Annotated in this window: 32 protein-coding genes; 5 read left to right on the top strand and 27 right to left on the bottom strand. The window is 68.2% G+C overall.

The window, feature by feature from the left end; translation table 11 throughout:
* Nucleotides 1-278: 278 nt before the first annotated feature.
* From HD557_RS03535 to rpsJ, 27 genes are all read right to left on the bottom strand, one after another.
* Nucleotides 279-1,316, bottom strand: coding sequence for an LLM class flavin-dependent oxidoreductase (locus HD557_RS03535; RefSeq protein ID WP_008361036.1), 1,038 nt, complete (start codon nucleotides 1,314-1,316; stop codon nucleotides 279-281).
* A gap of 30 nt (nucleotides 1,317-1,346) precedes the next feature.
* Nucleotides 1,347-2,432, bottom strand: a complete 1,086-nt coding sequence (locus tag HD557_RS03530) for an enterochelin esterase domain-containing protein (RefSeq protein ID WP_196872821.1) — start codon at nucleotides 2,430-2,432, stop codon at nucleotides 1,347-1,349.
* Between the two features lie 270 nt (nucleotides 2,433-2,702).
* Complete coding sequence (locus tag HD557_RS03525) at nucleotides 2,703-3,314, bottom strand: 4'-phosphopantetheinyl transferase family protein (protein WP_196872820.1); 612 nt, start codon at nucleotides 3,312-3,314, stop codon at nucleotides 2,703-2,705.
* Nucleotides 3,315-3,337: 23 nt separating this feature from the next.
* Nucleotides 3,338-4,153, bottom strand: a complete 816-nt coding sequence (gene map / locus HD557_RS03520; protein WP_008361033.1) for a type I methionyl aminopeptidase — start codon at nucleotides 4,151-4,153, stop codon at nucleotides 3,338-3,340.
* 45 nt (nucleotides 4,154-4,198) lie between these two features.
* Nucleotides 4,199-4,774: an adenylate kinase gene (locus HD557_RS03515; RefSeq protein ID WP_008361032.1), complete on the bottom strand. Its 576-nt coding sequence runs from the start codon at nucleotides 4,772-4,774 to the stop codon at nucleotides 4,199-4,201.
* Nucleotides 4,771-6,081, bottom strand: coding sequence for a preprotein translocase subunit SecY (secY, locus tag HD557_RS03510; RefSeq protein ID WP_008361031.1), 1,311 nt, complete (start codon nucleotides 6,079-6,081; stop codon nucleotides 4,771-4,773). Before secY ends, HD557_RS03515 begins: the two co-directional genes overlap by 4 nt.
* A gap of 183 nt (nucleotides 6,082-6,264) precedes the next feature.
* On the bottom strand, nucleotides 6,265-6,705 hold the full coding sequence (gene rplO / locus HD557_RS03505) for a 50S ribosomal protein L15 (protein WP_008361030.1): 441 nt from the start codon (nucleotides 6,703-6,705) through the stop codon (nucleotides 6,265-6,267).
* 1 nt (nucleotide 6,706) lies between these two features.
* Nucleotides 6,707-6,889, bottom strand: coding sequence for a 50S ribosomal protein L30 (gene rpmD, locus HD557_RS03500; protein ID WP_008361029.1), 183 nt, complete (start codon nucleotides 6,887-6,889; stop codon nucleotides 6,707-6,709).
* Nucleotides 6,889-7,503, bottom strand: a complete 615-nt coding sequence (gene rpsE / locus HD557_RS03495) for a 30S ribosomal protein S5 (RefSeq protein ID WP_008361027.1) — start codon at nucleotides 7,501-7,503, stop codon at nucleotides 6,889-6,891. Before rpsE ends, rpmD begins: the two co-directional genes overlap by 1 nt.
* A gap of 34 nt (nucleotides 7,504-7,537) precedes the next feature.
* A complete protein-coding gene (gene rplR / locus HD557_RS03490) occupies nucleotides 7,538-7,921 on the bottom strand; it encodes a 50S ribosomal protein L18 (RefSeq protein ID WP_008361025.1) in 384 nt (127 codons plus the stop codon).
* Nucleotides 7,921-8,460, bottom strand: a complete 540-nt coding sequence (rplF, locus tag HD557_RS03485; protein WP_008361023.1) for a 50S ribosomal protein L6 — start codon at nucleotides 8,458-8,460, stop codon at nucleotides 7,921-7,923. Before rplF ends, rplR begins: the two co-directional genes overlap by 1 nt.
* 23 nt (nucleotides 8,461-8,483) lie before the next feature.
* Nucleotides 8,484-8,891: a 30S ribosomal protein S8 gene (rpsH, locus tag HD557_RS03480; protein WP_040755997.1), complete on the bottom strand. Its 408-nt coding sequence runs from the start codon at nucleotides 8,889-8,891 to the stop codon at nucleotides 8,484-8,486.
* 86 nt (nucleotides 8,892-8,977) lie between these two features.
* Nucleotides 8,978-9,163 carry a type Z 30S ribosomal protein S14 gene (locus HD557_RS03475; protein ID WP_008361020.1) on the bottom strand — a complete coding sequence of 62 codons (186 nt, stop codon included), beginning with the start codon at nucleotides 9,161-9,163 and terminating at the stop codon, nucleotides 8,978-8,980.
* A gap of 1 nt (nucleotide 9,164) precedes the next feature.
* Nucleotides 9,165-9,725, bottom strand: a complete 561-nt coding sequence (gene rplE / locus HD557_RS03470) for a 50S ribosomal protein L5 (protein WP_008361018.1) — start codon at nucleotides 9,723-9,725, stop codon at nucleotides 9,165-9,167.
* Between the two features lie 2 nt (nucleotides 9,726-9,727).
* A complete protein-coding gene (gene rplX, locus HD557_RS03465) occupies nucleotides 9,728-10,087 on the bottom strand; it encodes a 50S ribosomal protein L24 (protein WP_008361017.1) in 360 nt (119 codons plus the stop codon).
* The gene (gene rplN, locus HD557_RS03460; protein ID WP_008361015.1) at nucleotides 10,087-10,455 is read right to left on the bottom strand and encodes a 50S ribosomal protein L14; all 369 of its coding nucleotides are present in this window, start codon (nucleotides 10,453-10,455) and stop codon (nucleotides 10,087-10,089) included. Before rplN ends, rplX begins: the two co-directional genes overlap by 1 nt.
* Before the next feature lie 172 nt (nucleotides 10,456-10,627).
* On the bottom strand, nucleotides 10,628-10,903 hold the full coding sequence (gene rpsQ, locus HD557_RS03455) for a 30S ribosomal protein S17 (RefSeq protein WP_008361013.1): 276 nt from the start codon (nucleotides 10,901-10,903) through the stop codon (nucleotides 10,628-10,630).
* Between the two features lies 1 nt (nucleotide 10,904).
* Complete coding sequence (gene rpmC, locus HD557_RS03450) at nucleotides 10,905-11,147, bottom strand: 50S ribosomal protein L29 (protein WP_008361011.1); 243 nt, start codon at nucleotides 11,145-11,147, stop codon at nucleotides 10,905-10,907.
* A complete protein-coding gene (rplP, locus tag HD557_RS03445) occupies nucleotides 11,147-11,566 on the bottom strand; it encodes a 50S ribosomal protein L16 (protein ID WP_008361009.1) in 420 nt (139 codons plus the stop codon). Before rplP ends, rpmC begins: the two co-directional genes overlap by 1 nt.
* A 3-nt stretch (nucleotides 11,567-11,569) precedes the next feature.
* Nucleotides 11,570-12,397, bottom strand: coding sequence for a 30S ribosomal protein S3 (gene rpsC / locus HD557_RS03440; protein WP_008361007.1), 828 nt, complete (start codon nucleotides 12,395-12,397; stop codon nucleotides 11,570-11,572).
* On the bottom strand, nucleotides 12,397-12,816 hold the full coding sequence (rplV, locus tag HD557_RS03435; protein ID WP_008361005.1) for a 50S ribosomal protein L22: 420 nt from the start codon (nucleotides 12,814-12,816) through the stop codon (nucleotides 12,397-12,399). Before rplV ends, rpsC begins: the two co-directional genes overlap by 1 nt.
* A complete protein-coding gene (rpsS, locus tag HD557_RS03430; protein WP_008361004.1) occupies nucleotides 12,813-13,094 on the bottom strand; it encodes a 30S ribosomal protein S19 in 282 nt (93 codons plus the stop codon). Before rpsS ends, rplV begins: the two co-directional genes overlap by 4 nt.
* A gap of 3 nt (nucleotides 13,095-13,097) precedes the next feature.
* Entirely contained in the window at nucleotides 13,098-13,934 is an 837-nt protein-coding gene (gene rplB, locus HD557_RS03425; protein ID WP_008361002.1) for a 50S ribosomal protein L2, read from the bottom strand.
* A 16-nt stretch (nucleotides 13,935-13,950) separates the two neighbouring features.
* Nucleotides 13,951-14,247, bottom strand: coding sequence for a 50S ribosomal protein L23 (gene rplW, locus HD557_RS03420; RefSeq protein ID WP_008360999.1), 297 nt, complete (start codon nucleotides 14,245-14,247; stop codon nucleotides 13,951-13,953).
* A complete protein-coding gene (gene rplD / locus HD557_RS03415) occupies nucleotides 14,244-15,143 on the bottom strand; it encodes a 50S ribosomal protein L4, sunset domain variant (RefSeq protein ID WP_008360997.1) in 900 nt (299 codons plus the stop codon). Before rplD ends, rplW begins: the two co-directional genes overlap by 4 nt.
* Before the next feature lie 2 nt (nucleotides 15,144-15,145).
* Nucleotides 15,146-15,802 (bottom strand): 50S ribosomal protein L3, encoded by a 657-nt coding sequence (rplC, locus tag HD557_RS03410; RefSeq protein WP_008360995.1) that lies wholly within the window; start codon nucleotides 15,800-15,802, stop codon nucleotides 15,146-15,148.
* Between the two features lie 10 nt (nucleotides 15,803-15,812).
* Nucleotides 15,813-16,121, bottom strand: a complete 309-nt coding sequence (gene rpsJ / locus HD557_RS03405; RefSeq protein ID WP_008360994.1) for a 30S ribosomal protein S10 — start codon at nucleotides 16,119-16,121, stop codon at nucleotides 15,813-15,815.
* Between the two features lie 413 nt (nucleotides 16,122-16,534).
* Between rpsJ and HD557_RS03400 the strand changes: the two genes are divergently transcribed.
* Genes HD557_RS03400 through HD557_RS03380 form a run of 5 tightly spaced genes read left to right on the top strand, consistent with a single transcriptional unit; the run spans nucleotide 16,535 to nucleotide 21,627 of the window.
* Nucleotides 16,535-17,596, top strand: coding sequence for a hypothetical protein (locus HD557_RS03400; RefSeq protein WP_196872819.1), 1,062 nt, complete (start codon nucleotides 16,535-16,537; stop codon nucleotides 17,594-17,596).
* Nucleotides 17,596-18,207 carry a DUF4129 domain-containing protein gene (locus tag HD557_RS03395; RefSeq protein WP_196872818.1) on the top strand — a complete coding sequence of 204 codons (612 nt, stop codon included), beginning with the start codon at nucleotides 17,596-17,598 and terminating at the stop codon, nucleotides 18,205-18,207. Before HD557_RS03400 ends, HD557_RS03395 begins: the two co-directional genes overlap by 1 nt.
* Nucleotides 18,204-19,349 (top strand): DUF4350 domain-containing protein, encoded by a 1,146-nt coding sequence (locus tag HD557_RS03390; RefSeq protein ID WP_196872817.1) that lies wholly within the window; start codon nucleotides 18,204-18,206, stop codon nucleotides 19,347-19,349. The genes HD557_RS03395 and HD557_RS03390 overlap by 4 nt, the downstream gene beginning before the upstream one ends.
* On the top strand, nucleotides 19,346-20,329 hold the full coding sequence (locus HD557_RS03385) for an AAA family ATPase (RefSeq protein WP_196872816.1): 984 nt from the start codon (nucleotides 19,346-19,348) through the stop codon (nucleotides 20,327-20,329). The genes HD557_RS03390 and HD557_RS03385 overlap by 4 nt, the downstream gene beginning before the upstream one ends.
* Nucleotides 20,326-21,627, top strand: a complete 1,302-nt coding sequence (locus HD557_RS03380; protein WP_196872815.1) for a DUF58 domain-containing protein — start codon at nucleotides 20,326-20,328, stop codon at nucleotides 21,625-21,627. The genes HD557_RS03385 and HD557_RS03380 overlap by 4 nt, the downstream gene beginning before the upstream one ends.
* The last annotated feature ends 2 nt before the right edge of the window (nucleotides 21,628-21,629 follow it).

The raw sequence follows: 21,629 nt of genomic DNA, 5'->3' as shown, positions 1-21,629 counted from the left end.
CGGTGGGAATGAGCGAGCAAGACCCGGATCTGACTGCTCAGCGAGCGTCGCAGCCTGGGGCCCCCGGCGCTTCGACAAGCGCAGGCTCCAGCGTGTCATGAGGCGGCACTTTCAAATGTGGAGAAGGAAACAGAGCGGTGAACAGATTGGCACAACCGGTGCGCGAGCGTAGCGATACGCGCCCGGAACCAGACAGTGTCCTAGGTCCCTCGTCCCGACCGGCTCAGGCGCGCCGCGACCTCACGACAAGGTGAGCCGATCCTACGCACTCCCCGAAATCAGCTCGCCAGCAGGCGCAGGGTCTCCTCGCGAGCCGGCGCCGTGCGCGGGTCCGTCCCCTCGTACGCAGATCCGACCGGGTTCACCATGACCTCGTCCACGCCGTACTCCTCGGCCATCCCCGCGAGCCGTGCCTTCGCGTACGCGGCGGAGCCGATGACCCAGCGTCCACGCATCGTCTCCACGAGCCCCTGGTGGGCCTCGGGGATCTCGGTCTTCTCGGCCTCGTCGATGCTGGGCTGTGCGGTCAGCGGCTGACCCGTACGCAGCTTCAGCATGGTCAGCAGCTGCGGCAGCGCCCGGCGGTCGGCCTCCTCGGCAGTCTCGGCGACGCTCGCGTTGACCGTCAGGAACGTCTTCGGCTCGCTGAGCAGCTCGGAGGGCTGGAAGGTCGAGCGGTAGAGCTCGATCATCGCCTTGGTGTCGGTGCCGTTGCCCGCGAAGTGGTGGGCGAAGACGTAGGGCAGGCCCTTCTGGGCCGCCAGGCGCGCGGAGTAGTCGGAGGAGCCGAGCAGCCAGAGCTCGGCGACCGACGCGGCCGAGGGGGTCGCGTGCAGCACGTGCTGGCGGCCGCCCGCCATCAGCCCGACACCCTCGGGCGCCATCATCGAGACGATGTTGTCGAGGTATTCCGGGAACCGGTTGACCGCGTCGTCGGTCACTCCCCCGGCGCCGTGGCGCAGCGCCCACGACGTCACCGGGTCGGTCCCCGGGGCGCGGCCGATGCCGAGGTCGATGCGCCCGGGGAAGGCCGCCTCCAGCAGCGCGAACTGCTCGGCCACCACCAGCGGTGCGTGGTTGGGCAGCATCACTCCCCCGGACCCCACCCGGATACGTTCGGTCGCACCGGCCACCAGCGAGATCAGCACCGGCGGGTTGGTCGACCCGACCGCCGGCATGTTGTGGTGCTCGGCGAGCCAGTAGCGCTCGAAGCCCAGCTCGTCGGCCACCTTCGCCAGCGACAGCGTCGCAGCCAGGGCATCAGCGGAGGACTGGTCCTTGCGGACAGGGACGAGGTCGAGAACGCTCAGCTTCACGTGAGGTCTCAACCCCGTCCCGGGCGTCGGTTATTCCGGTGGCAGCAGGGCGCGCAGGCCGTCGGCGACCGCCGAGCGCCACCAGGCGTAGTCGTGGCCGCCGTTGTGCTCGGCGGAGACGACGTCGATCCCGGCCGTACGGAGGCGGTCGACGAGGTCGTGGTGGAGCTCGTCGAGGACCCACTCCTGGGTGCCGTGCGCCAGGTGCACACGGGTCTTGGCCTCGGGCGTGACCGCGTCGGCCAGGTCGTCGAGCCACAGCGAGGCCGACTGGCTAGCGACACCGTGGATGTGCTCGGGATAGGTCAGACCGGCCCGCAGGGCGGTGACGCCACCGAGGCTCTGGCCCACGACGTAGGTCTCCTCGGAGACCGCACGACGCTCACGCACCCACGGCAGCAGCTGGTTGACGATGTAGTCGGCACCCTCGCCGCCCGCGAGCTCCTCCCACCGCTTGTCACGGCCGCCGGAGGCGGGCAGGACGCAGCGTACGTGGCGGAGGTGGCCGTCGGCGATCAGGTTGTCGAGCGTGGTCGGCAGCGAGTGGTGGTCGGTCCAGATCTCACCGTCGAGCGCGACCACGAGCGGCAGGTCGACGTTGAGCCCGGCGCCGGCGGGGTCGTAGAGCCAGACGTCTCGGCCGTCGGGGCCCGCCTCCAGCGTGACGGTGCCGGGGACGACGTCGTCACGGCGGAACAGCCACGGCTGCAGCGGGGCGTCGGGCAGCGAGACGACCGACTGCTTGATGCCCTGCCGGTTGTGGCACCAGTCGGGGTTGAGCGGGTCGAGGTAGCCACGGTGCAGGACGGCACGCAGCTCGACCTGCCCCTCGCTCTCCCAGGGAGCCAGCTCGCCGGGGTGCTTGCAGAGGAAGGAGTAGGAGGCCCGCCAGTCGCCCTTCATCAGGAACGAGGCGTGCCACAGGTCGGTGCCGGCCTTCCGCTCGAGCATCGTCTCGGCGAGGTGACGCTCGTCGGTGAGCCGGTTGGCGAAGAGGAGCACCTCCTCGGCCTCGTCGTCACGCCAGCAGAACGTGACGATCACCTCGTCGTCCGCGGCGCCCGCGCCGGTCTCCTCGACGAGCGGAAGCGAGGTGGCGATCTGGTCCCAGAACATCTCGATGTCCTCAGGACTGAGGCGGTCGATGATCGCGCTCCGCGTCCGTGCTGATGGATTGGGTCGCGCCGCCGTTGGGGGTCGCAACTGCGTACTCATCCGGTTCTTCCTCCCGAGTACGGGGCTCTCCCTGTCCCCGCGGGCTGACCAAGTTACTCACAGTCGGGGCGAGACGCGAGATCCTGAGGTCCCTTTCTCTGTCAACTGATAGGTGATGTCGCATATCCGCTAGTCAAAGCTGTGGATAGGCGGGATTCGTTCAGTTTCCTATCAGTTTTCGGTCCACATGTCGGCACAGATCGCGACGGCGCCGAGGAATCCGGCGCCCTCCCACTGGGTGATCCGGACGTCCCCAATCCGGTCGGCCGGACCGTCCTCGGCGAGCACGTCGAGACGCTGTGCAGCGGCCATGCTGCCGTGCCCGGCCTTCACCAGTGCCTCCTTGCGCACCCACAACCGCGTGAACGCGTACGCAGCGTCCTCCTGCCCCGCCACCCAGGCCGTCTCGCGCGGCGAGAGCGCTCGGTCGGGTCCGCGCGAGATCCTCTCGACGTCGATGCCGCACCGCCGCGTCGCGGCCACCGCGGCGACCCGGCCGCGGGCATGGCTGAGGCTCACCCGGACCGCTTCGGCGCCGGCCACCGACGGCGCTCCGTGCTCGACGCTGCCGCACCGCTCACAGCGCTGCTCGATCACGACCTCCGCACGCCTCGTGCCCAGCAGCTCCGCGGCGCACTCGCGGACCAGGACGTGGGCGGCGGCGTACGCCTGCTTGTCGGCGGCGGCCACCAGCCGCTCGTGGCGAGCCCGCTCGGCGGCGGTCAGCAGCCCGAGGTCGGCATCGACCTCGGCCACCGTCGCGAAGCGAACGATCTCGCTCATCCCGGTTCCGGAACCTGGGCGGCTCAGTGACCGCCCCACGGCACGCCGAGCTTGCCGAGCATCTCCTCGCCGCCGTCGAGCGCGGTGAGCACCCAGGCGCCGTCGGAGGTGAGGGCGAAGGTGTGCTCGAAGTGGGCCGCCCAGGAGCCGTCGTCGGTCACGACGGTCCAGTCGTCCTCCAGGGTCGTCACCTCGGGACCACCGAGGGTGAGCATCGGCTCGACGGCCAGCGCGATCCCGCGCTGCAGCTTGGGGCCCTTGCCCGGCTTGCCGTAGTTGAACACCGACGGCTCCATGTGCATCTCGGTGCCGATGCCGTGGCCGCTGAACTCCTCGAGGATGCCGTAGTCGCCCTGGGAGTCGACGTAGGTCTCGATGGCGTGTGAGATGTCGGTGACCCGTCCGCCGAGGCGGGCCGCGGCGATGCCGCGCCACATCGACTCCTCGGTGACGCGCATCAGCTCGGAGACCTCGTCGGGCACCGAGCCCATGGCCACCGTGATGGCGGCGTCCCCGTGCCAGCCGTCGACGATCGCACCGCAGTCGATCGAGATGATGTCGCCGTCCTCGAGCACCCGGGAACCGGGGATGCCGTGGACCACGACCTCGTCGACCGAGGCGCAGATCGAGCCCGGGAAGCCGTGGTAGCCCTTGAACGACGGGACGCCACCTCGGGACCGGATCGAGTCCTCGGCGATGGCGTCGAGCTCGAGAAGGGTGACTCCGGGCCGCGCTGCGGCCCGGAGCACCTCGAGCGTCTCGCCGACCACGAGGCCGGCCCTACGCATCTTCTCGATCTGCTCAGGGGTCTTGATCTGGACCTTGCTCAAGAAGCCCACTGCTCCCCCGTTGCGTACAAAGTTGTCCTTCTCAGGATTCCCGGCTCAGGATTCCGGGATGATGTCGAGCTCGTCGAAGATCCGCTTCGTGACGTCGTCGACCTCACCCATGCCGTCGATCTCGTGGACCAGGCCGCGACCCTTGTAGACCTCGATCAGCGGCGCGGTCTCCTCGAGGTAGACCTCCTGGCGACGGCGGATGACGTCCTCGGTGTCGTCGGCGCGACCCTCGAGCTCGGCACGCTGCAGCAGCCGCTGCACGATCTCGTCCTTGTCGACGGTCAGCACGACCACCGCGTCGAGCGCGTGGCCGGTGAACTTGATCATCCCGTCGAGCTCCTCGACCTGCGCGAGGGTGCGCGGGTAGCCGTCGAGGAGGAATCCCTTGGCGGCGTCGGGCTCGTCGATGCGGTTACGGACCATCAGGTTCGTCACCGAGTCCGGTACGTACTCTCCCTTGTCCATGTAGGACGCGGCCTCGATGCCCAGGGGCGTGCCCTGGGAGACGTTGGCACGGAAGATGTCGCCGGTCGAGATCGCCGGGATCCCGAAGTGCTCGGCAATGAACTTCGCCTGGGTGCCTTTACCGGCTCCCGGCGGGCCCATGATGATCAGTCTCATCGGAGGAACCCTTCATAGTTGCGCTGCTGGAGCTGGCTCTCGATCTGCTTCACCGTGTCGAGGGCGACGCCGACCATGATGAGGATCGAGGTGCCACCGAACGGGAAGTTCTGGTTCGCGTTGATGAGCGCCAGCGCGATCAGCGGGATGAGCGCAACCAGACCGAGGTAGAGCGAGCCCGGCAGTGTGATACGGGACAAAACGTAGGACAGGTAGTCCTCGGTCGGCTTCCCGGCCCGAATTCCTGGAATGAAGCCACCGTATTTCTTCATGTTGTCGGCGACCTCCGGCGGGTTGAAGGTGATCGACACGTAGAAGTAGGTGAAGAAGATGATCAGCGCGAAGTACGTCGCCATGTAGACCGGGTGGTCGCCACGGACGAAGTAGGTGTTGATCCAGTCGACCCACGCCGGCGGGTTCTGCGCGTTCTGGTTGAACTGCGCCGCCATCGCCGGCAGGTAGAGCAGCGACGAGGCGAAGATGACCGGGATGACACCGGCCTGGTTCACCTTGAGCGGGATGTAGGTCGACGAGCCGCCGAACATCTTGCGACCGACCATCCGGCGGGCGTACTGGACCGGGATCCGGCGCTGGGCCTGCTCGATGAAGATGACCGCGGCCATGATCGCCAGACCGATGACGATCACGATGGCGAAGGTCCACCAGCCCTTGTCGTTCTTGACCGCCCACATGGTGGCCGGGAAGGTCGCGACGACCTGGGTGAAGATCAGGATCGACATACCGTTGCCGATACCGCGCTCGGTGATGAGCTCACCGAGCCACATGATGACCGCGGTGCCGGCGGTCATGGTGACGACCATGACCAGGAAGGTGGCGGTGCCGTCGTCGTGCAGCAACGGCTGGGTGCAGCCCTGGAGCAGGTCGCCGGAGCGCGCCAGCGCGACGATGCCGGTCGCCTGCAGGACCGCGAGGCCGAGGGTCAGGTAACGGGTGTACTGGGTGATCTTCGTCTGCCCGGACTGGCCCTCCTTCTTGAGGCGCTCCAGGCGGGGGATCACCACGACGAGCAGCTGCAGAATGATGCTCGCGGTGATGTACGGCATGATGCCGAGCGCGAAGATGGTCAGCTGCAGCAGAGCGCCGCCGGAGAAGAGATTGACCAGGTTGTAGAGGCCGGCGCTGTCACCGGTCTGGGCGGCGTCAAGACACTGCTGGACGTTCGCGACGTGAACGCCAGGAGCAGGGATCTGGGATCCCGCTCGGAAGATCACGACGATCAGGAGAACGAAGAGCAGCTTCTTGCGCAGGTCCGGAGTACGGAACGCTGATGCGAACGCGCCAAGCACGAATGGTTCCTCTTTCGACAATCAGGGGTCGCAGGGCCTGCGCCGATGCGAAAACCCGTGGCAGCCTAACAGCCCCCACGGAAGTTCTTGCACGTAGGGCTGAAACAGCGGGAGCGCGGGCGGGACCCCGAAGGGGCGACCCGGCCGCGCTCCCACGTGACAGGCTCTACGTTAGTAGAACTGTCAGAGAACCGTGACAGTTCCGCCAGCAGCCTCGATCTTCTCCTTGGCAGAGCCGGAGAAGGCGTTGGCGCTGATCTCGACCTTGACGGTCAGGTCACCCTGGCCCAGGACCTTGACCGGGTGGCCCTTGCGGACGGCACCCTTCTCGATCAGGGTCTCGGGGGTGACGACGCCACCCTCGGGGAACAGCTCGTTGAGCTTGTCGAGGTTGACGACCTGGAACTCCACCTTGAAGGGGTTCTTGAAGCCCTTCAGCTTGGGGAGCCGCATGTGCATCGGGGTCTGGCCACCCTCGAAGTAGGCGGGGACCTGGTAACGGGCCTTCGTGCCCTTGGTACCACGGCCGGCCGTCTTACCCTTGGACGCCTCACCACGACCCACGCGGGTCTTGGCCTTCTTGGCACCGGGAGCCGGCGCCAGGTTGTGCACCTTGAGTGCCATATCAGTCGACCTCCTCGACCGTCACCAGGTGACGGACGGTCTGGACCATGCCGCGGATCTCCGGGCGGTCCTCCTTGACGACCACGTCGCCGATCCGCTTGAGACCGAGCGTACGCAGGGTGTCCCGCTGGTTCTGCTTGAGACCAACGAGGCCCTTCTTCTGCTGGACCTTCAACTGCGCCATCAGGCCGACACCTCCACCTTGGGCGACTCCGCGACCTCGGCCTGCGCCTTCAGCAGCGCCTCCGGGGCAACGTCCTCGACCGGGAGACCACGGCGGGCGGCGACGGCCTCAGGCTGCTCGAGCATCTTGAGGGCCTCCACCGTCGCGTGGACGATGTTGATCTGGTTGGACGAACCGAGCGACTTGCTCAGCACGTCGTGGATGCCGGCGCACTCCAGGACGGCGCGCACCGGGCCACCGGCGATGACACCGGTACCAGGGGCGGCCGGACGGAGAAGGACCACACCAGCGGCCTTCTCACCCTGCACCGGGTGCGGGATCGTGCCCTGGATGCGGGGAACGCGGAAGAAGTGCTTCTTCGCTTCCTCGACACCCTTGGCGATCGCCGCGGGAACTTCCTTCGCCTTACCGTAGCCGACGCCGACCAGACCCTCACCGTCACCGACGATCACGAGGGCGGTGAAGCTGAAGCGACGACCACCCTTCACGACCTTGGCAACTCGGTTGATCGCGACGACCTTCTCGATGTAGGCGGTCTTGTCGGCGCTCTGGTTGCGACGGTCGTCGCGACCTCGGCGCTCGCCACCACGCTGTCCGCGCTGGGCTCCGCTCATCAGACTTTCCTCTTCTCTCGTTCGATCGTTGCGATCAGAAGGTCAGACCGGCCTCGCGCGCGCCATCGGCGAGCGCGGCGACACGGCCGTGGTACTTGTTGCCGGCACGGTCGAAGACCACGGTCTCCACCCCAGCGGCCTTGGCACGCGACGCGACCAGCTCGCCGACCTGCTTGGCCTTGGCGGTCTTGTCGCCCGAGGCCGACCGCAGGTCGCCCTCGATGGTCGAGGCCGAGGCAAGCGTCTTGCCGGCCAGGTCGTCGACGACCTGGGCGGTGATGTGCTTGGCCGACCGGGTCACGACGAGGCGCGGACGCTCCGGCGTACCCTCGATCTTCTTGCGACCACGAGCCTGACGACGCAGGCGCGAGCGGACACGAGAAGCGGTGTGCTTGTTGTTCGACAGCGAGATGGCCATCACTTACCAGCCTTTCCGACCTTGCGGCGGATGTTCTCGCCGGCGTAACGAACGCCCTTGCCCTTGTACGGCTCCGGCTTGCGCAGCTTGCGGATGTTGGCCGCAACCTCACCGACGAGCTGCTTGTCGATGCCCACGACGCCGAGCTTGGTCGGGCCGTCGGTGGTGAAGGTGATGCCCTCCGGCGCGTCGAAGATGATCGAGTGCGAGTAGCCCAGCTGGAACTCCAGCTTGGTCGGGCCCTTCGACAGGACGCGGTAACCCACGCCGACGATCTCGAGCTTCTTCTCGTAGCCCTCGGTGACACCCAGGACCATGTTGTTGATCAGCGTGCGGGACAGGCCGTGAAGGGCCTTGCTGTCCCGGCTGTCGTCGGGGCGCTTGACGTCGAGGACGCCGTCACCCTTCTCGACGGTGATCGGGTCGACCACGGTGTGCGACAGGGTGCCCTTGGGGCCCTTGACGTTCACGACCTGGCCGTCGATGGTGACGTCCACGCCGGCCGGAACCGGGACGGGGAGCTTGCCAATACGCGACATGTTCTTCTCTCTCCCTTCCCTGATTACCAGACGTAGGCGAGGACTTCCCCACCTACGCCCTTCTTGTTCGCCTGGCGGTCGGTCAGCAGACCCTGGCTCGTCGAGATGATCGCGACACCGAGGCCGCCGAGCACCTTGGGGAGACCGGTGTGCTTCGCGTAGACACGCAGACCGGGCTTGCTGATGCGGCGGACGCCGGCGATCGAGCGCTCACGGTTGCGGCCGTACTTGAGGGTGATCGACAGGGTCTTGCCGACCTGGCCCTCGGTGGGCTCCAGCACCTCGTACTTGGTGATGTAACCCTCCTGCTGGAGGATCTCAGCGACGCCCTGCTTCAGCTTGCTGTACGGCATCGAAACCGCATCGTGGTACGCCTGGTTGGCGTTACGCAGACGAGTGAGCATGTCTGCGATCGGGTCAGTCATCGTCATTGGCCGAACGGCCCTTTCTCGTAGTGGTTTCCTCACGACACGGAGTCATGAGGACCTTCAACGTCAGTGGTTGGAACGGTGATCGCTCACCAGGAGGACTTGGTGACGCCGGGCAGCTCGCCCCGGTGGGCCATCTCACGCAGGCAGATACGGCACAGGCCGAACTTGCGGAACACAGCCTTCGGGCGGCCGCAGCGCTGGCAGCGGGTGTAGGCGCGAACCGCGTACTTCGGCTTGCGCGCGGCCTTCACCTTGAGAGCGGTCTTCGCCATCTCAGTTCTCCTTGAACGGGAAGCCGAGCGCCTTGAGCAGCGCGCGACCCTGGTCGTCGTTGGTGGCAGTCGTCACGAGGGTGATGTCCATGCCCCGCGAGCGGTCGATCTTGTCCTGGTTGATCTCGTGGAACATGACCTGCTCGGTGAGACCGAAGGTGTAGTTGCCGTTGCCGTCGAACTGCTTGCCGTTGAGGCCGCGGAAGTCCCTGATGCGGGGCAGCGCGAGCGAGAGCAGGCGGTCGAGGAACTCCCACATGCGGTCGCCGCGCAGCGTGACGTGCGCACCGATCGGCATGCCCTCACGCAGCTTGAACTGCGCGATCGACTTCTTCGCCTTGTTGATCAGCGGCTTCTGGCCGGTGATCGCGGTCAGGTCGTTGACAGCGCCCTCGATCAGCTTGGAGTCGCGAGCAGCCTCGCCGACACCCATGTTGACGACGATCTTGGTCAGACCGGGGATCTGCATGACGTTGGAGATGCCGAACTCCTGCTGGAGTGCGGGGGCGATCTCCTCGCGGTACTTCGTCTTGAGGCGCGGGGCCACAGCGGTGTCGGTCATGATCAGATGTCCTTACCGGTCTTGCGCGAGATGCGAACGCTGCGCTCAGCGGCGTACGTCGACCCGTCGGGGCGACGCTTCTGGACCGTCTCACGGCGGAAGCCGACGCGAACCGGCTCGCCACCCTCGAGCAGCTGGACGTTGGAAACGTGGATCGGGGCCTCGGTGGTCACGATGCCGCCGGTGGTGCCGGCGCGACCGCCCTGGTCCTGGACCTTGGTGTGCTTCTTGATGAGGTTGATGCCCTCGACGATCACACGGTCCTCGTTGGTGAGGACAGCGATCACCTTGCCGGAGCCGCCCTTGTCCTTACCGGCGATCACCTTGACGGTGTCGCCCTTCTTGATGTGCGAGCGACCCATCACAGCACCTCCGGCGCGAGCGAGATGATCTTCATGAACTTCTTGTCGCGCAGCTCACGGCCGACCGGGCCGAAGATGCGGGTGCCTCGCGGCTCGCCGTCGTTCTTGAGAATGACGGCGGCGTTCTCGTCGAAGCGGATGTACGAGCCGTCAGCGCGGCGGCGCTCCTTGACGGTGCGCACGATGACGGCCTTGACGACGTCACCCTTCTTCACGTTGCCACCGGGGATAGCGTCCTTGACGGTGGCGACGATGGTGTCGCCGATGCCGGCGTAGCGACGACCGGAACCACCGAGCACACGAATGCAAAGGATCTCCTTCGCACCAGTGTTGTCGGCGACCTTGAGTCGCGACTCCTGCTGGATCATTACTTCTCCTTGTCGAGCTGGTTCTCAACCGCATCCAGGGCGGTCGAGCCTTGCCGAACGTAATGGGATTTGATGGGCACAGGCCCAGCGAACAATGGTCGCTGGACCTGCACCCTTTGGTCAATTTGGCGACGTTTGTCGCCAGCCGGATCCGTCTCCTAAGAGACGAGGATCACTTGGCGCGCTCGACGACCTCGACGAGGCGCCACCGCTTGGTCGCGGACAGCGGCCGGGTCTCCATGACCAGGACGCGGTCGCCGATGCCGGCGGTGTTCTGCTCGTCGTGAGCCTTGAGCTTGCTGCTACGGCGCATGACCTTGCCGTAGAGCGGGTGCTTCACGCGGTCCTCGACCTCGACGACGATGGTCTTGTCCATCTTGTCGCTGACGACGAGGCCCTCGCGCACCTTGCGCGTGTTGCGCTCGGTGGTCTCAGTGGTGTCAGCCATCTCAGGCCTCCTCGGTGGTCTCGGTGCCCGGGGCCACGCGAATGCCGAGCTCGCGCTCGCGCACCACGGTGTAGATCCGGGCGATGTCCTTCTTGACGGTGCGGAGCCGACCGTGGCTCTCCAGCTGGCCGGTGGCCGCCTGGAACCGGAGGTTGAACAGCTCCTCCTTCGCCTCGCGCAGCTTCGCCTCGAGGTCGACGTCGGTGAGCTCGTCCAGCTCGAACGCCTGCAGGGAGTTAGCCATCAGAACTCACCAGCCTCTCGCGTGATGAAACGGCACTTCATGGGCAGCTTGTGGATCGCGCGGCGCATCGCCTCGCGGGCCGTGTTCTCGTCGACTCCGGAGAGCTCGAACATGACGCGGCCCGGCTTGACGTTGGCCACCCACCACTCGGGCGAACCCTTACCGGAACCCATGCGGGTCTCGGCAGGCTTCTTGGTCAGCGGGACGTCGGGGTAGATGTTGATCCACACCTTGCCGCCTCGCTTGATGTGACGAGTCATCGCGATACGCGCTGCCTCGATCTGGCGGTTGGTCACGTAGTGACCCTCGATCGCCTGGATGCCGTAGTCACCGAAGGCCAGCTTGGTGCCACCCTTGGCCACGCCGGTGCGCTTGGGGTGGTGCTGCTTGCGGTGCTTGACGCGACGGGGCATCAGCATGGGTCAGCCCTCCTGGGACGTGGTCTCGGCGGCGGGAGCCTCAGCGGCAGCCGGCGCCTCAGTCTTCGCCGCGCGGTCAGCGCGGTTCGGGCGGTCCCCACGGGAGCCACGCGACGGACGGTCGCCGCGGCCACCGCGACGGTCGTTGCCACCGCGACCCGGGACGCCCGCACGGGCGGCCTGGGCGGCCTGACGCTCGGCGCGCGATCCGGAGACCTCGCCCTTGTAGATCCAGACCTTCACGCCGATGCGGCCGAAGGTCGTGCGGGCCTCGTAGAAGCCGTAGTCGATGTCGGCACGCAGCGTGTGCAGCGGGACGCGGCCCTCGCGGTAGAACTCCGTACGCGACATCTCGGCGCCGTTCAGACGACCCGAGCACTGGATCCGGATGCCCTTGGCACCGGAGCGCATGGTGGTCTGCATGGCCTTGCGCATCGCGCGGCGGAACTGCACGCGACCGCTGAGCTGCTCGGCGACACCCTGGGCGACCAGCTGAGCGTCGACCTCGGGGTTCTTGACCTCGAGGATGTTCAGCTGGACCTGCTTGCCGGTGAGCTTCTCCAGCTCGGTGCGGAGGCGGTCGGCCTCGGCGCCGCGGCGGCCGATCACGATGCCCGGACGCGCGGTGTGGATGTCCACACGGACGCGGTCACGGGTGCGCTCGATCTCGACCTTGGCGATGCCGGCCCGCTCCATGCCCTTCGACAGGAGCTTGCGGATCTTGACGTCCTCGCCGACGTACTCCTTGTACTGCTTGTCGGCGTACCAACGCGACTTGTGGTCGGTCGAGATGCCCAGGCGGAAGCCGTTCGGGTTGATCTTCTGACCCATTACTTCTTACCGCCCTTCTCGACGACGTCGGCCGGCTGCACGACCAGGGTGATGTGCGAGGTCCGCTTGTTGATGCGGGTCGCACGGCCCTGGGCGCGGGGACGCCAGCGCTTCATGGTCGGACCTTCGTCGACCATGGCGACCGAGACGACGAGGTCGTCACGGTCCAGACCCTCGGTCGACACCGCGTTGGCGATGGCGCTCTCGAGAACCTTGTAGACAGTCTCGGAGGCTGCCTGCGGCGCGAACTGCAGCAGGGACAGGGCCTCGTCGACAGGCAGGCCGCGGACCAGGTCGACGACCCGGCGCGCCTTCAGCGGGGTGATCCGCACGAAGCGGGCACTCGCGAAGGCGCCCGGCTGGTCGCCGAGCAGGGAGTCGCGGCGGGCGCTTACGCGCACACGCTCGGTGGTGCTCATCGACGGCGTCCCTTCCGGTCGTCCTTGATGTGACCCTTGAAAGTGCGGGTCGGGGCGAACTCGCCCAGCTTGTGACCGACCATGGAGTCGGACACGAAGACCGGGACGTGCTTGCGACCGTCGTGCACGGCGATGGTGTGACCGATCATCTCGGGCACGATCATCGACCGGCGCGACCAGGTCTTGATGACGTTGTGGGTGCCCTTCTCGTTCTCGGCGTCGACCTTCTTCTGAAGGTGATCGTCGATGAAGGGGCCCTTCTTCAGGCTGCGAGGCATTGCTTACTTCCTACCCTTCCCGCTCTTACGGCGGCGGATGATCTGCGAGTCAGAGGCCTTGCGCTTGCGCGTACGGCCCTCGGGCTTACCCCAGGGGCTGACCGGGTGACGGCCACCAGAGGTCTTACCCTCACCACCACCGTGCGGGTGGTCGACCGGGTTCATGACGACACCACGGACGGTCGGGCGAACGCCCTTCCACCGCATGCGGCCGGCCTTACCCCAGTTGATGTTGGACTGCTCGGCGTTGCCGACCTCGCCGACGGTGGCGCGGCAGCGCACGTCGACGAAGCGCATCTCACCCGAAGGCATACGCAGCGTGGCCTTGGAGCCCTCGCGAGCGACCAGCTGGGCGCTCATGCCGGCGGAGCGGGCGATCTTCGCGCCGCCACCCGGACGCAGCTCAACATTGTGGATGGTGGTACCAACCGGGATGTTGCGCAGCGGCAGGTTGTTGCCGGGCTTGATGTCAGCGGTCGGGCCGGACTCCACGACGGTGCCCTGGCTCACGCCGACGGGCGCGAGGATGTAGCGCTTCTCGCCGTCGAAGTAGTGCAGCAGGGCGATACGGGCGGTGCGGTTCGGGTCGTACTCGATGTGAGCGACCTTGGCCGGCACGCCGTCCTTGTCGTAGCGACGGAAGTCGATGATCCGGTACGCACGCTTGTGACCGCCACCCTGGTGACGCGTGGTCACGCGACCCTGGTTGTTGCGGCCGCCCTTCTTGGGGAGGGGCTTGGTCAGCGACTTCTCGGGCGTGGTCCGAGTGATCTCGGCGAAGTCGGCCACCGACGAGCCACGACGGCCCGGGGTGGTCGGCTTGTACTTACGAATAGCCATGTTCAGTCAGTCCTTCTCACGCGCCGAAGATGTCGATGCGGTCGCCCTCAGCCAGGGAGACGATCGCGCGCTTGGTGTCGGGGCGCTTGCCCAGGCCGTAACGCGTACGGCGGGCCTTGCCCTTGCGGTTGATCGTGTTGACCGAGGTCACCTTGACGTCGAACACCTTCTCGACCGCGATCTTGATCTCGGTCTTGTTCGCGTCGGGGCGAACGATGAAGGTGTACTTGTTCTGGTCGAGGAGGCCGTAGCTCTTCTCGGAGACCACCGGCGCGATCAGGATGTCGCGGGGGTCGTAGTGCAGCGTGCTCACTTGTCAGCCTCCTCAGCCTTCTTCTTGCCGGCCTCGACGAAGCCTGCGGCGATGGCGTCCTCGGCGGACTTGAAGTAGAACTCCGCCTTGGTGGACTCGTACCAACGGCCGCCCGGAGCGTGGAACTTCTTGTCCTTGCCCTTGACGTTGCCCTTGATGTCGAAGCCCTCGGGAGCGGAACCGTCCTCGAGCGGCGCGACAGCGCCCTCGGGAAGGTCGGCATCCTTGGCGGGCTCGGCGGCGGGCTTCTTGGCCGCGTCCTTCTCGACCTCACCGATGGTGACGGTCTCCTTGGCAGCGACGACCGGCTTGCCCGAGACGAAGATCTCGTAGGCCGGCTTGGAGAAGACCACGTCGTCGGAGACGAGGACGTCGTAGGTGTTGAGCTGGTCGGCCCAGAGCAGGTGCACCTCGGGCGCGTTGCGCAGGCTCAGCGCGGCGGCGGACTCGGAACGGTCCAGCACCACGAGGAAGCGCTTCGCGTCGGAGATCGCCTTGAGGGCGGTCAGCGCGGTCTTGGTCGAGGGCGCCTCGAAGGCGAACTCGGCCACGTGGATCTGGCCGGCGCGAGCCCGGTCGGAGAGGGCACCGCGGAGGGCGGCGGCCTTCATCTTCTTGGGGGTGCGCTGGCTGTAGTCACGCGGCTGCGGGCCGTGGACGGTGCCACCACCGGCGAACTGCGGCGCGCGGGTCGAACCCTGGCGGGCGCGACCGGTGCCCTTCTGCTTGTAGGGCTTGCGGCCACCACCGCGGACCTCGCCGCGGGTCTTGGTGGCGTGCGTGCCCTGGCGCGCAGCGGCCTGCTGCGCGACGACGACCTGGTGGATCAGCGGGATGTTGAGCTCAACATCGAAGATCTCAGCCGGGAAGTCGACCTTGACGGTCTTGATAGCCATGATCAGGCCTCCAGCTTCTTAGCAGCCGAGCGGAGGACCACGAGGCCACCCTTGGGGCCAGGAATGGCGCCCTTGACCAGGATGAGGCCCTTCTCGGTGTCGACGGCGTGCACGGTCAGGTTCTGGGTGGTGACGGTGTCAGTACCCATGTGGCCGGCCATGCGGACGCCCTTGAACACGCGACCCGGGGTGGCGCACGCGCCGATCGATCCCGGCTTGCGGTGGTTGCGGTGAGCACCGTGCGAAGCGCTGACGCCGGCAAAGCCGTGGCGCTTCATGGTGCCCGCGAAACCCTTACCCTTCGAGGTGCCCGTCACGTCGATCTCCTCGCCCACGGCGAAGGTGTCGACGGAGAGCTCCTGGCCGGCGGAGTACGACGCGGCGTCGGCGGTGCGGATCTCGGCCAGGTGGCGGCGCGGCGTGGTGCCGGCCTTCTCGAACTGGCCGGCGCCCGGCTTGTTCACCTTGCGGCCGTCGATCTCGCCGTAGCCGATCTGCACGGCGTTGTAGCCGTCGACCTCGGGAGTGCGGACCTGGGTCACGACGTTGGTGTTCGCCGCGATCACGGTCACGGGGACGACGACGTTGTTCTCGTCCCAGAGCTGGGTCATGCCGAGCTTGGTGCCCAGGAGACCCTTCACGTTGCGTTCGATCGTCATGTCGTCAACCTCAGAGCTTGATCTCGATGTCGACACCAGCAGGCAGGTCGAGCCGCATGAGGGAGTCAACAGTCTTCGGGGTCGGGTCGATGATGTCGATGAGGCGCTTGTGGGTGCGCATCTCGAAGTGCTCGCGCGAGTCCTTGTACTTGTGGGGCGAGCGGATGACGCAGTACACGTTCTTCTCGGTCGGCAGCGGCACCGGGCCGGCGACCTTGGCACCCGTACGGGTGACCGTGTCCACGATCTTTCGCGCCGAGGTGTCGATCACCTCGTGGTCATAGGCCTTGAGCCTGATGCGGATCTTCTGTCCCGCCATCTGTCTCTCTCGTCCTTCTTGGTCAGCGTGCCGCGTGCTACAGGCTTCCTCCGGCTGAGTCGGCCCGGTTGCTCACCTCTGGCTCCGACCCCCGCGGTCGGGCGTGTCGCTTATTTTTCACAAGCGAACGCCGACTTCTCGACGGGACTTTCACCATCAGCTTCACTGGAACCACGCCTTCGGGATGGGCACACGACGACCACAGACCACATCCGGACAGGCTGATCAGCCTGCTCAGGTGACGCGATTCAGTAGTCAAGGTGTGCACACCCCAGCGCACATTCACTGGAGCAACCAGAGAATCTTGTCACGCGTACGCAGGCGGCTCCAAATCAACGGTGTCGGCTGGGTCGCTCTGAGAGGATGCCCCCAACCGAGCGAGTTCGCCGGCCGTCGCGACGAGGAGCATCAGCATGTCAGGAGTGTGGCCGCCCCCACCGGGTGAGCAACCTCAACAGGGCGCGACGAACACGTCGGCCTTCCCCCAGCCGCAACCGGCCTGGACCCAGCCGCTGCCGCCGGCCCACAAACCGGGGGCGATCCCGCTGCGGCCGCTGGGCCTCGGCGACATGCTCGACGGCGCCTTCCGGCTCGTACGCTTCAACCCCGGCGCCACGGTCGGCGCCTCGGTCCTCGTGGCAGCGATCGCGCAGGCCATCCCGCTGGTGGTCACCGCGGCGATCACGTTCTCCGGTGACAGCCTCGAGTTCTTCGGCCGCTCGCTGGAGGACCCCGCCTACGTGCCCGGCAGCTCCGAGATCATCGGGATCGTGGCCGCGATCGGCTCGCTGCTCGTGGGCACGGTGCTGCAGGCCTTCGGCACGATCCTGGTGTCGGGGATGATCTCCCACGTCGCCCACGCGGCCGCGATCGGCAAGAAGCTCACCCTCGGCCAGGCCTGGGCGGCCACGCACGGCAACCGCTGGCGGCTGATCGGGCTGGCGCTGCTCGTGACCCTGGCCTACGTCCTCGTCATGGCGGTCGCGGCGGCGCCGGTCGTGGCGCTCGCCATCGTCGTCGACAGTCCTGTCCCGGCCGTCCTGGTCGGCCTCCTGATGATCCTGCTCCTGATCGTCGCCTCGCTGTTCCTGATGGTGCGGCTCTACCTGCTCGCAGTGCCGGCGCTGATGCTGGAGCACACCGGCGTCTTCGGTGCCTTCGGGCGGGCCTGGCAGCTCTCCTCGCGACAGTTCTGGCGGCTCTTCGGGATCTGGCTGCTCACCGCGCTCATCGCCGGGTTCGCCTCCCAGATCGTCAGCTTCCCGATCAGCCTGGTCTCCAGCATCGTCTCGGTCGCCGCCCCGGACCTCTACTTCCTCGCGACCATCGCCGGCACCGCCCTCGCGACCGTGGTGGCCGCTGCGATCGTGACCCCGTTCACCGGCGCGGTGACCAACCTGCAGTATCTCGACCAGCGCATCCGCAAGGAGTCCTACGAGGTCGAGCTGATGGAACAGGCCGGGCTGCTGAGCTGATGGTTTTCCTCCAACAGACCCCTCCCCTGGCGCCGACGCCGGAGGAGGGTCGCTCCTGGCTCCGGCGGGAGCTGGCCGGGCCCGAGTACCACGAGTTCGACCTCGTCGAGCGGATCATGCGTTGGATCGAGCGCACCCTGTCCGACGGCCTTCCCTCGGCCGGCGACGTGCCCTGGGCGCAGACCGTCGCCGCGATGGTCGTCTTCGCGGCGATCCTCGTCGGTCTCGGCCTGCTGGTCTCGCGTGCCCGACGCAGTCCGCGGGTCGCCCGCGACCGCAACGGCGACGTCCTCACCGACGAGTCGCTCTCCGCTGCTGCGCTCCGGGCCCGGGCGGAGGCTGCGTACGCCTCGGGTGATCATGGCGCCGCGGTGATCGACGGGTTCCGGGCACTCGCCAGGCGTCAGGTCGAGCGCGGCCGGCTCGCCGAGGACCCGGGACTCACCGCCGCCGAGGTGGCGGCGAGCCTGGAGCGGGAGATGTCGCTCGAGGGCCGCGCGGGGAAGGCTGCGGAGCTGTTCAACGAGGTGCTCTACGGTCATCATCCCGCCACGCGTGAGCAGGCCGAGGGTGTGCTCGCCCTCGAACAGGAGCTGGCGGTGGCCCGATGAGCACGCAGACCACGGAACCGTCGGCCGGGTGGGCCGAACGTCTGCGGGGCCGGTTCCTGCGGAACCGGCCGATTCTGGCCGTGGCGCTGGCCTTCGTGATCGCGGTCGTCCTGGCGTACCTCGCAGCGCCGAAGGGCGGGGAGTCCTACGCTCCCTACGACCCCGAGAGCCCCGATCCCGACGGCACCCGGGCGCTGGTCCGGGTGCTCGAGGACCATGGCGTCGAGGTCGACATCGTGCGTTCCTCCGAGGCCCTCGACGACACCGGGATCGAGAGCGACACGACCGTTTTCGTCACCGGCACCGACGCGCTCGGCGCGGACACCGCCTCCCGGTTGCGTGAGCGCACCGACGACGCCGGCGACCTGATCCTGGCCGAGCCGGCGCCCTACGTGTCGGCCATGCTCGGCATCCCCTACGCGGTCGCCCAGACGTCCGAGAGGGTCGAGGCCGACTGCGACGACCGGCGCTGGGAGGGACTCAGCATCCATGCCGATGAGGTCCTTGCGTACGACGCCGGCTCGTGCTTCCCGCACGAGGGTGGCGCGGTGCTCGCGCCCGCGGACGGACTGACCGTCTGGGGCGCCCCGCAGGTGCTGACAAACGACCAGATCCTGCGCGCGGACAACGCCGCGGTGGCGCTGCGGCTGCTGGGGGAGAGCGACCACCTGGTCTGGTACATCCCCTCCGTCGAGGACCTCGCCCCCGACGAGGCTCACTCCCCCTCGTCGTTGCTGCCGCGATGGATCGACCCGGCCCTGTGGCTCGTGCTGCTCGCGGTCATCGCCTTCGCCATCGCCCGCGGCCGACGGCTGGGTCCGCTGGCCGTGGAGCCGTTGCCGGTCCACGTGCGCGCCGGTGAGTCGACACGCAGCCTGGGCCGGCTCTACCGCCGCTCCGGCGATCGCACCCACGCCGCGACGACGTTGCGCCAGACCGCCCGCACCCGCCTCGCCCGGCGGTTGCGGCTGGGCCGGGACGCCACCCCGGAGGCCGTCGTACGCGCGGTCGCCCACCGCACCGGACGACCCGATCTCGAGGTCTCCGCGCTGCTCACCGATGCTCCGATCGAGAACGACCAAGACCTGATCACGCTGGCCAACGCGCTGGCGGCCCTTGAGGAAGAGGTACGACACCCATGACCCAATCCGAGACCATCCCGTCCGTGTCGCCGGACGGCGCACGGGAGCGGCTCGCCGCGGTCCGGGCCGAGGTCGCCAAGGCGGTCGTCGGTCAGGACGCCGCGGTCTCCGGGCTGCTGGTCGCGCTGGTCTGTGGCGGCCACGTGCTCATGGAGGGCGTACCCGGCACCGCAAAGACCCTGCTGGTGCGGTCGCTGTCCGCCGCTCTGTCGGTCGAGACGCGCCGGGTGCAGTTCACCCCCGACCTGATGCCCGGCGACATCACCGGCTCGATGGTGGTCGAGTCCTCCCACGGTTCGCTGACGTTCCGGGAAGGCCCGGTCTTCACCAACCTGCTCCTCGCCGACGAGATCAACCGCACCCCGCCGAAGACGCAGTCGGCACTGCTCGAGGCGATGGAGGAGGGCCGGGTCTCGGTCGACGGTGTCACCCGCGACCTGCCCCGCCCGTTCCTGGTGGCCGCGACCCAGAACCCGATCGAGTACGAGGGTGTCTACCCGCTCCCCGAGGCGCAGCTGGACCGGTTCCTGCTGAAGGTGGTCCTGCCGGTGCCCGAGCGCGCCGACGAGGTGCAGATCCTCACCCGGCACGCTTCCGGCTTCGACCCGCGCGACGTCGCGGGCGCGGGGGTCACGGCGGTTGCCTCCGGCGCCGACATCGAGGCCGCCCGGCAGCACGTCGGCTCCGTCCAGGTGTCTCCGGAGGTCACCGGCTACATCGTCGACATCGCCCGGGCGACCCGCGAGTCCCCGTCGCTGTCGGCCGGGGTGTCCCCGCGTGGCGCCACCGCGCTGCTCCGTTCCGCGCGCGCCTGGGCGTGGCTCGCCGGCCGTGACTTCGTGACCCCCGACGACGTGAAGTCCCTCGCCCACGCGACGTTGGCGCACCGGCTGGCCCTGCGTCCCGAGGCCGAGCTCGAGGGCGTCCAGGTCTCCCAGGTCCTCTCCTCCGCCATCGGCGCCGTCCCCGTCCCGCGATGACCATCACCTGGCGGGTGCCGCTGCTGCTGCTGGCCGGCATCGTCCCGGTGGTGCTGCGGCCTGCCGCCGGCACGGCCGCGATCTGGGTTCTGCTCGTCGTGGTGCTGACGCTGGCCGACGTGCTCCTGGCGCCGAAGCCGGCCACCCTCGAGATCAGCCGGGCGCGACTGGGCGGGATCCGACTGGGAGAGTCGACGACCTCGGAGCTCCTGGTCCGCTCCCCTGCCCGGCGTGTCCGGGCGCTGACGCGGGATGCCTGGCAGCCCACCGCCGGGGCCACGGCGAACCGCCACCGGATCCGGCTCGGCCGCGGCGACAGCACCCGGCTGCGTACGCCGCTGCGGCCGCGCCGCCGCGGAGACCTGCGCGCGCTGGGCGTGACGGTGCGGGCCTATGGGCCGCTCGGCCTCGGCGCCCGGCAGCGTACGGTCCCGGTGGAGGGCTCGGTGCGGGTGCTGCCCGCCTTCGAGTCGCGCAAGCACCTCCCCTCCCGGCTGCAGCGGCTGCGCGAGCTCGACGGCCGGGCCGCGGTGCGGGTGCGCGGACAGGGGACCGAGTTCGACTCGCTGCGGGAGTACGTCCGCGGCGACGACGTACGCTCCATCGACTGGCGCACCACCGCCCGCTCCCGCACCGTCGTGGTCCGCACATGGCAGCCCGAACGCGACCGCCGGGTGGTGCTGGTGCTCGACACCTCCCGCACCTCGGCCGCCCGGGTCGAGGGTGCCGGCGGCGGGGTGCCGCGGCTCGACTCGGCGATGGACGCCGGGCTCCTGCTCGCCGCCATCGCCTCCCGGGCCGGCGACCGGATCGACTTCATCGCCGGCGACCTGCGCGTACGCTCCCGGGTCCGCCTCGCCGGCCAGCGCGACGTCACCCAGCGGCTGCAGGAGGCGATGGCCGACCTCGAGCCGGTCATCGCCGAGGCGGACTGGTCCAATCTCGCCGGCGCCGTCGCGGGCCTCGGCCGCCACCGCGCCCTCGTGGTCCTGCTGACGCCGCTCGACCCGCACGCGATCGAGGAGTCGCTCCTCCCCGTCCTACCGGTCCTGACCCAGCACCACCGCGTCGTCCTCGCCTCCGTCCGCGACCCCGAGCTCGAGGCCACCGCCGCCTCCCGCGACACCCTCGACAACGTCTACGCCGCGGCTGCCGCCGAGCAGACCCTCCGCCGCCGTGACCACACCGCCGCCATGCTCCGCACCCTCGGCGTCGACATCGTCGACGCCGACGCCGAGTCCCTCCCGCCCGCTCTCGCCGACCACTACCTGCAGCTCAAGGCCACCGGTCAGCTCTGACG

Origin of the sequence: Nocardioides luteus, from assembly GCF_015752315.1 — a bacterium.
Lineage (GTDB): Bacteria > Actinomycetota > Actinomycetes > Propionibacteriales > Nocardioidaceae > Nocardioides.
Note: the sequence above shows the minus strand (reverse complement) of the source record. Positions and strands in the feature narration are given on the sequence as shown.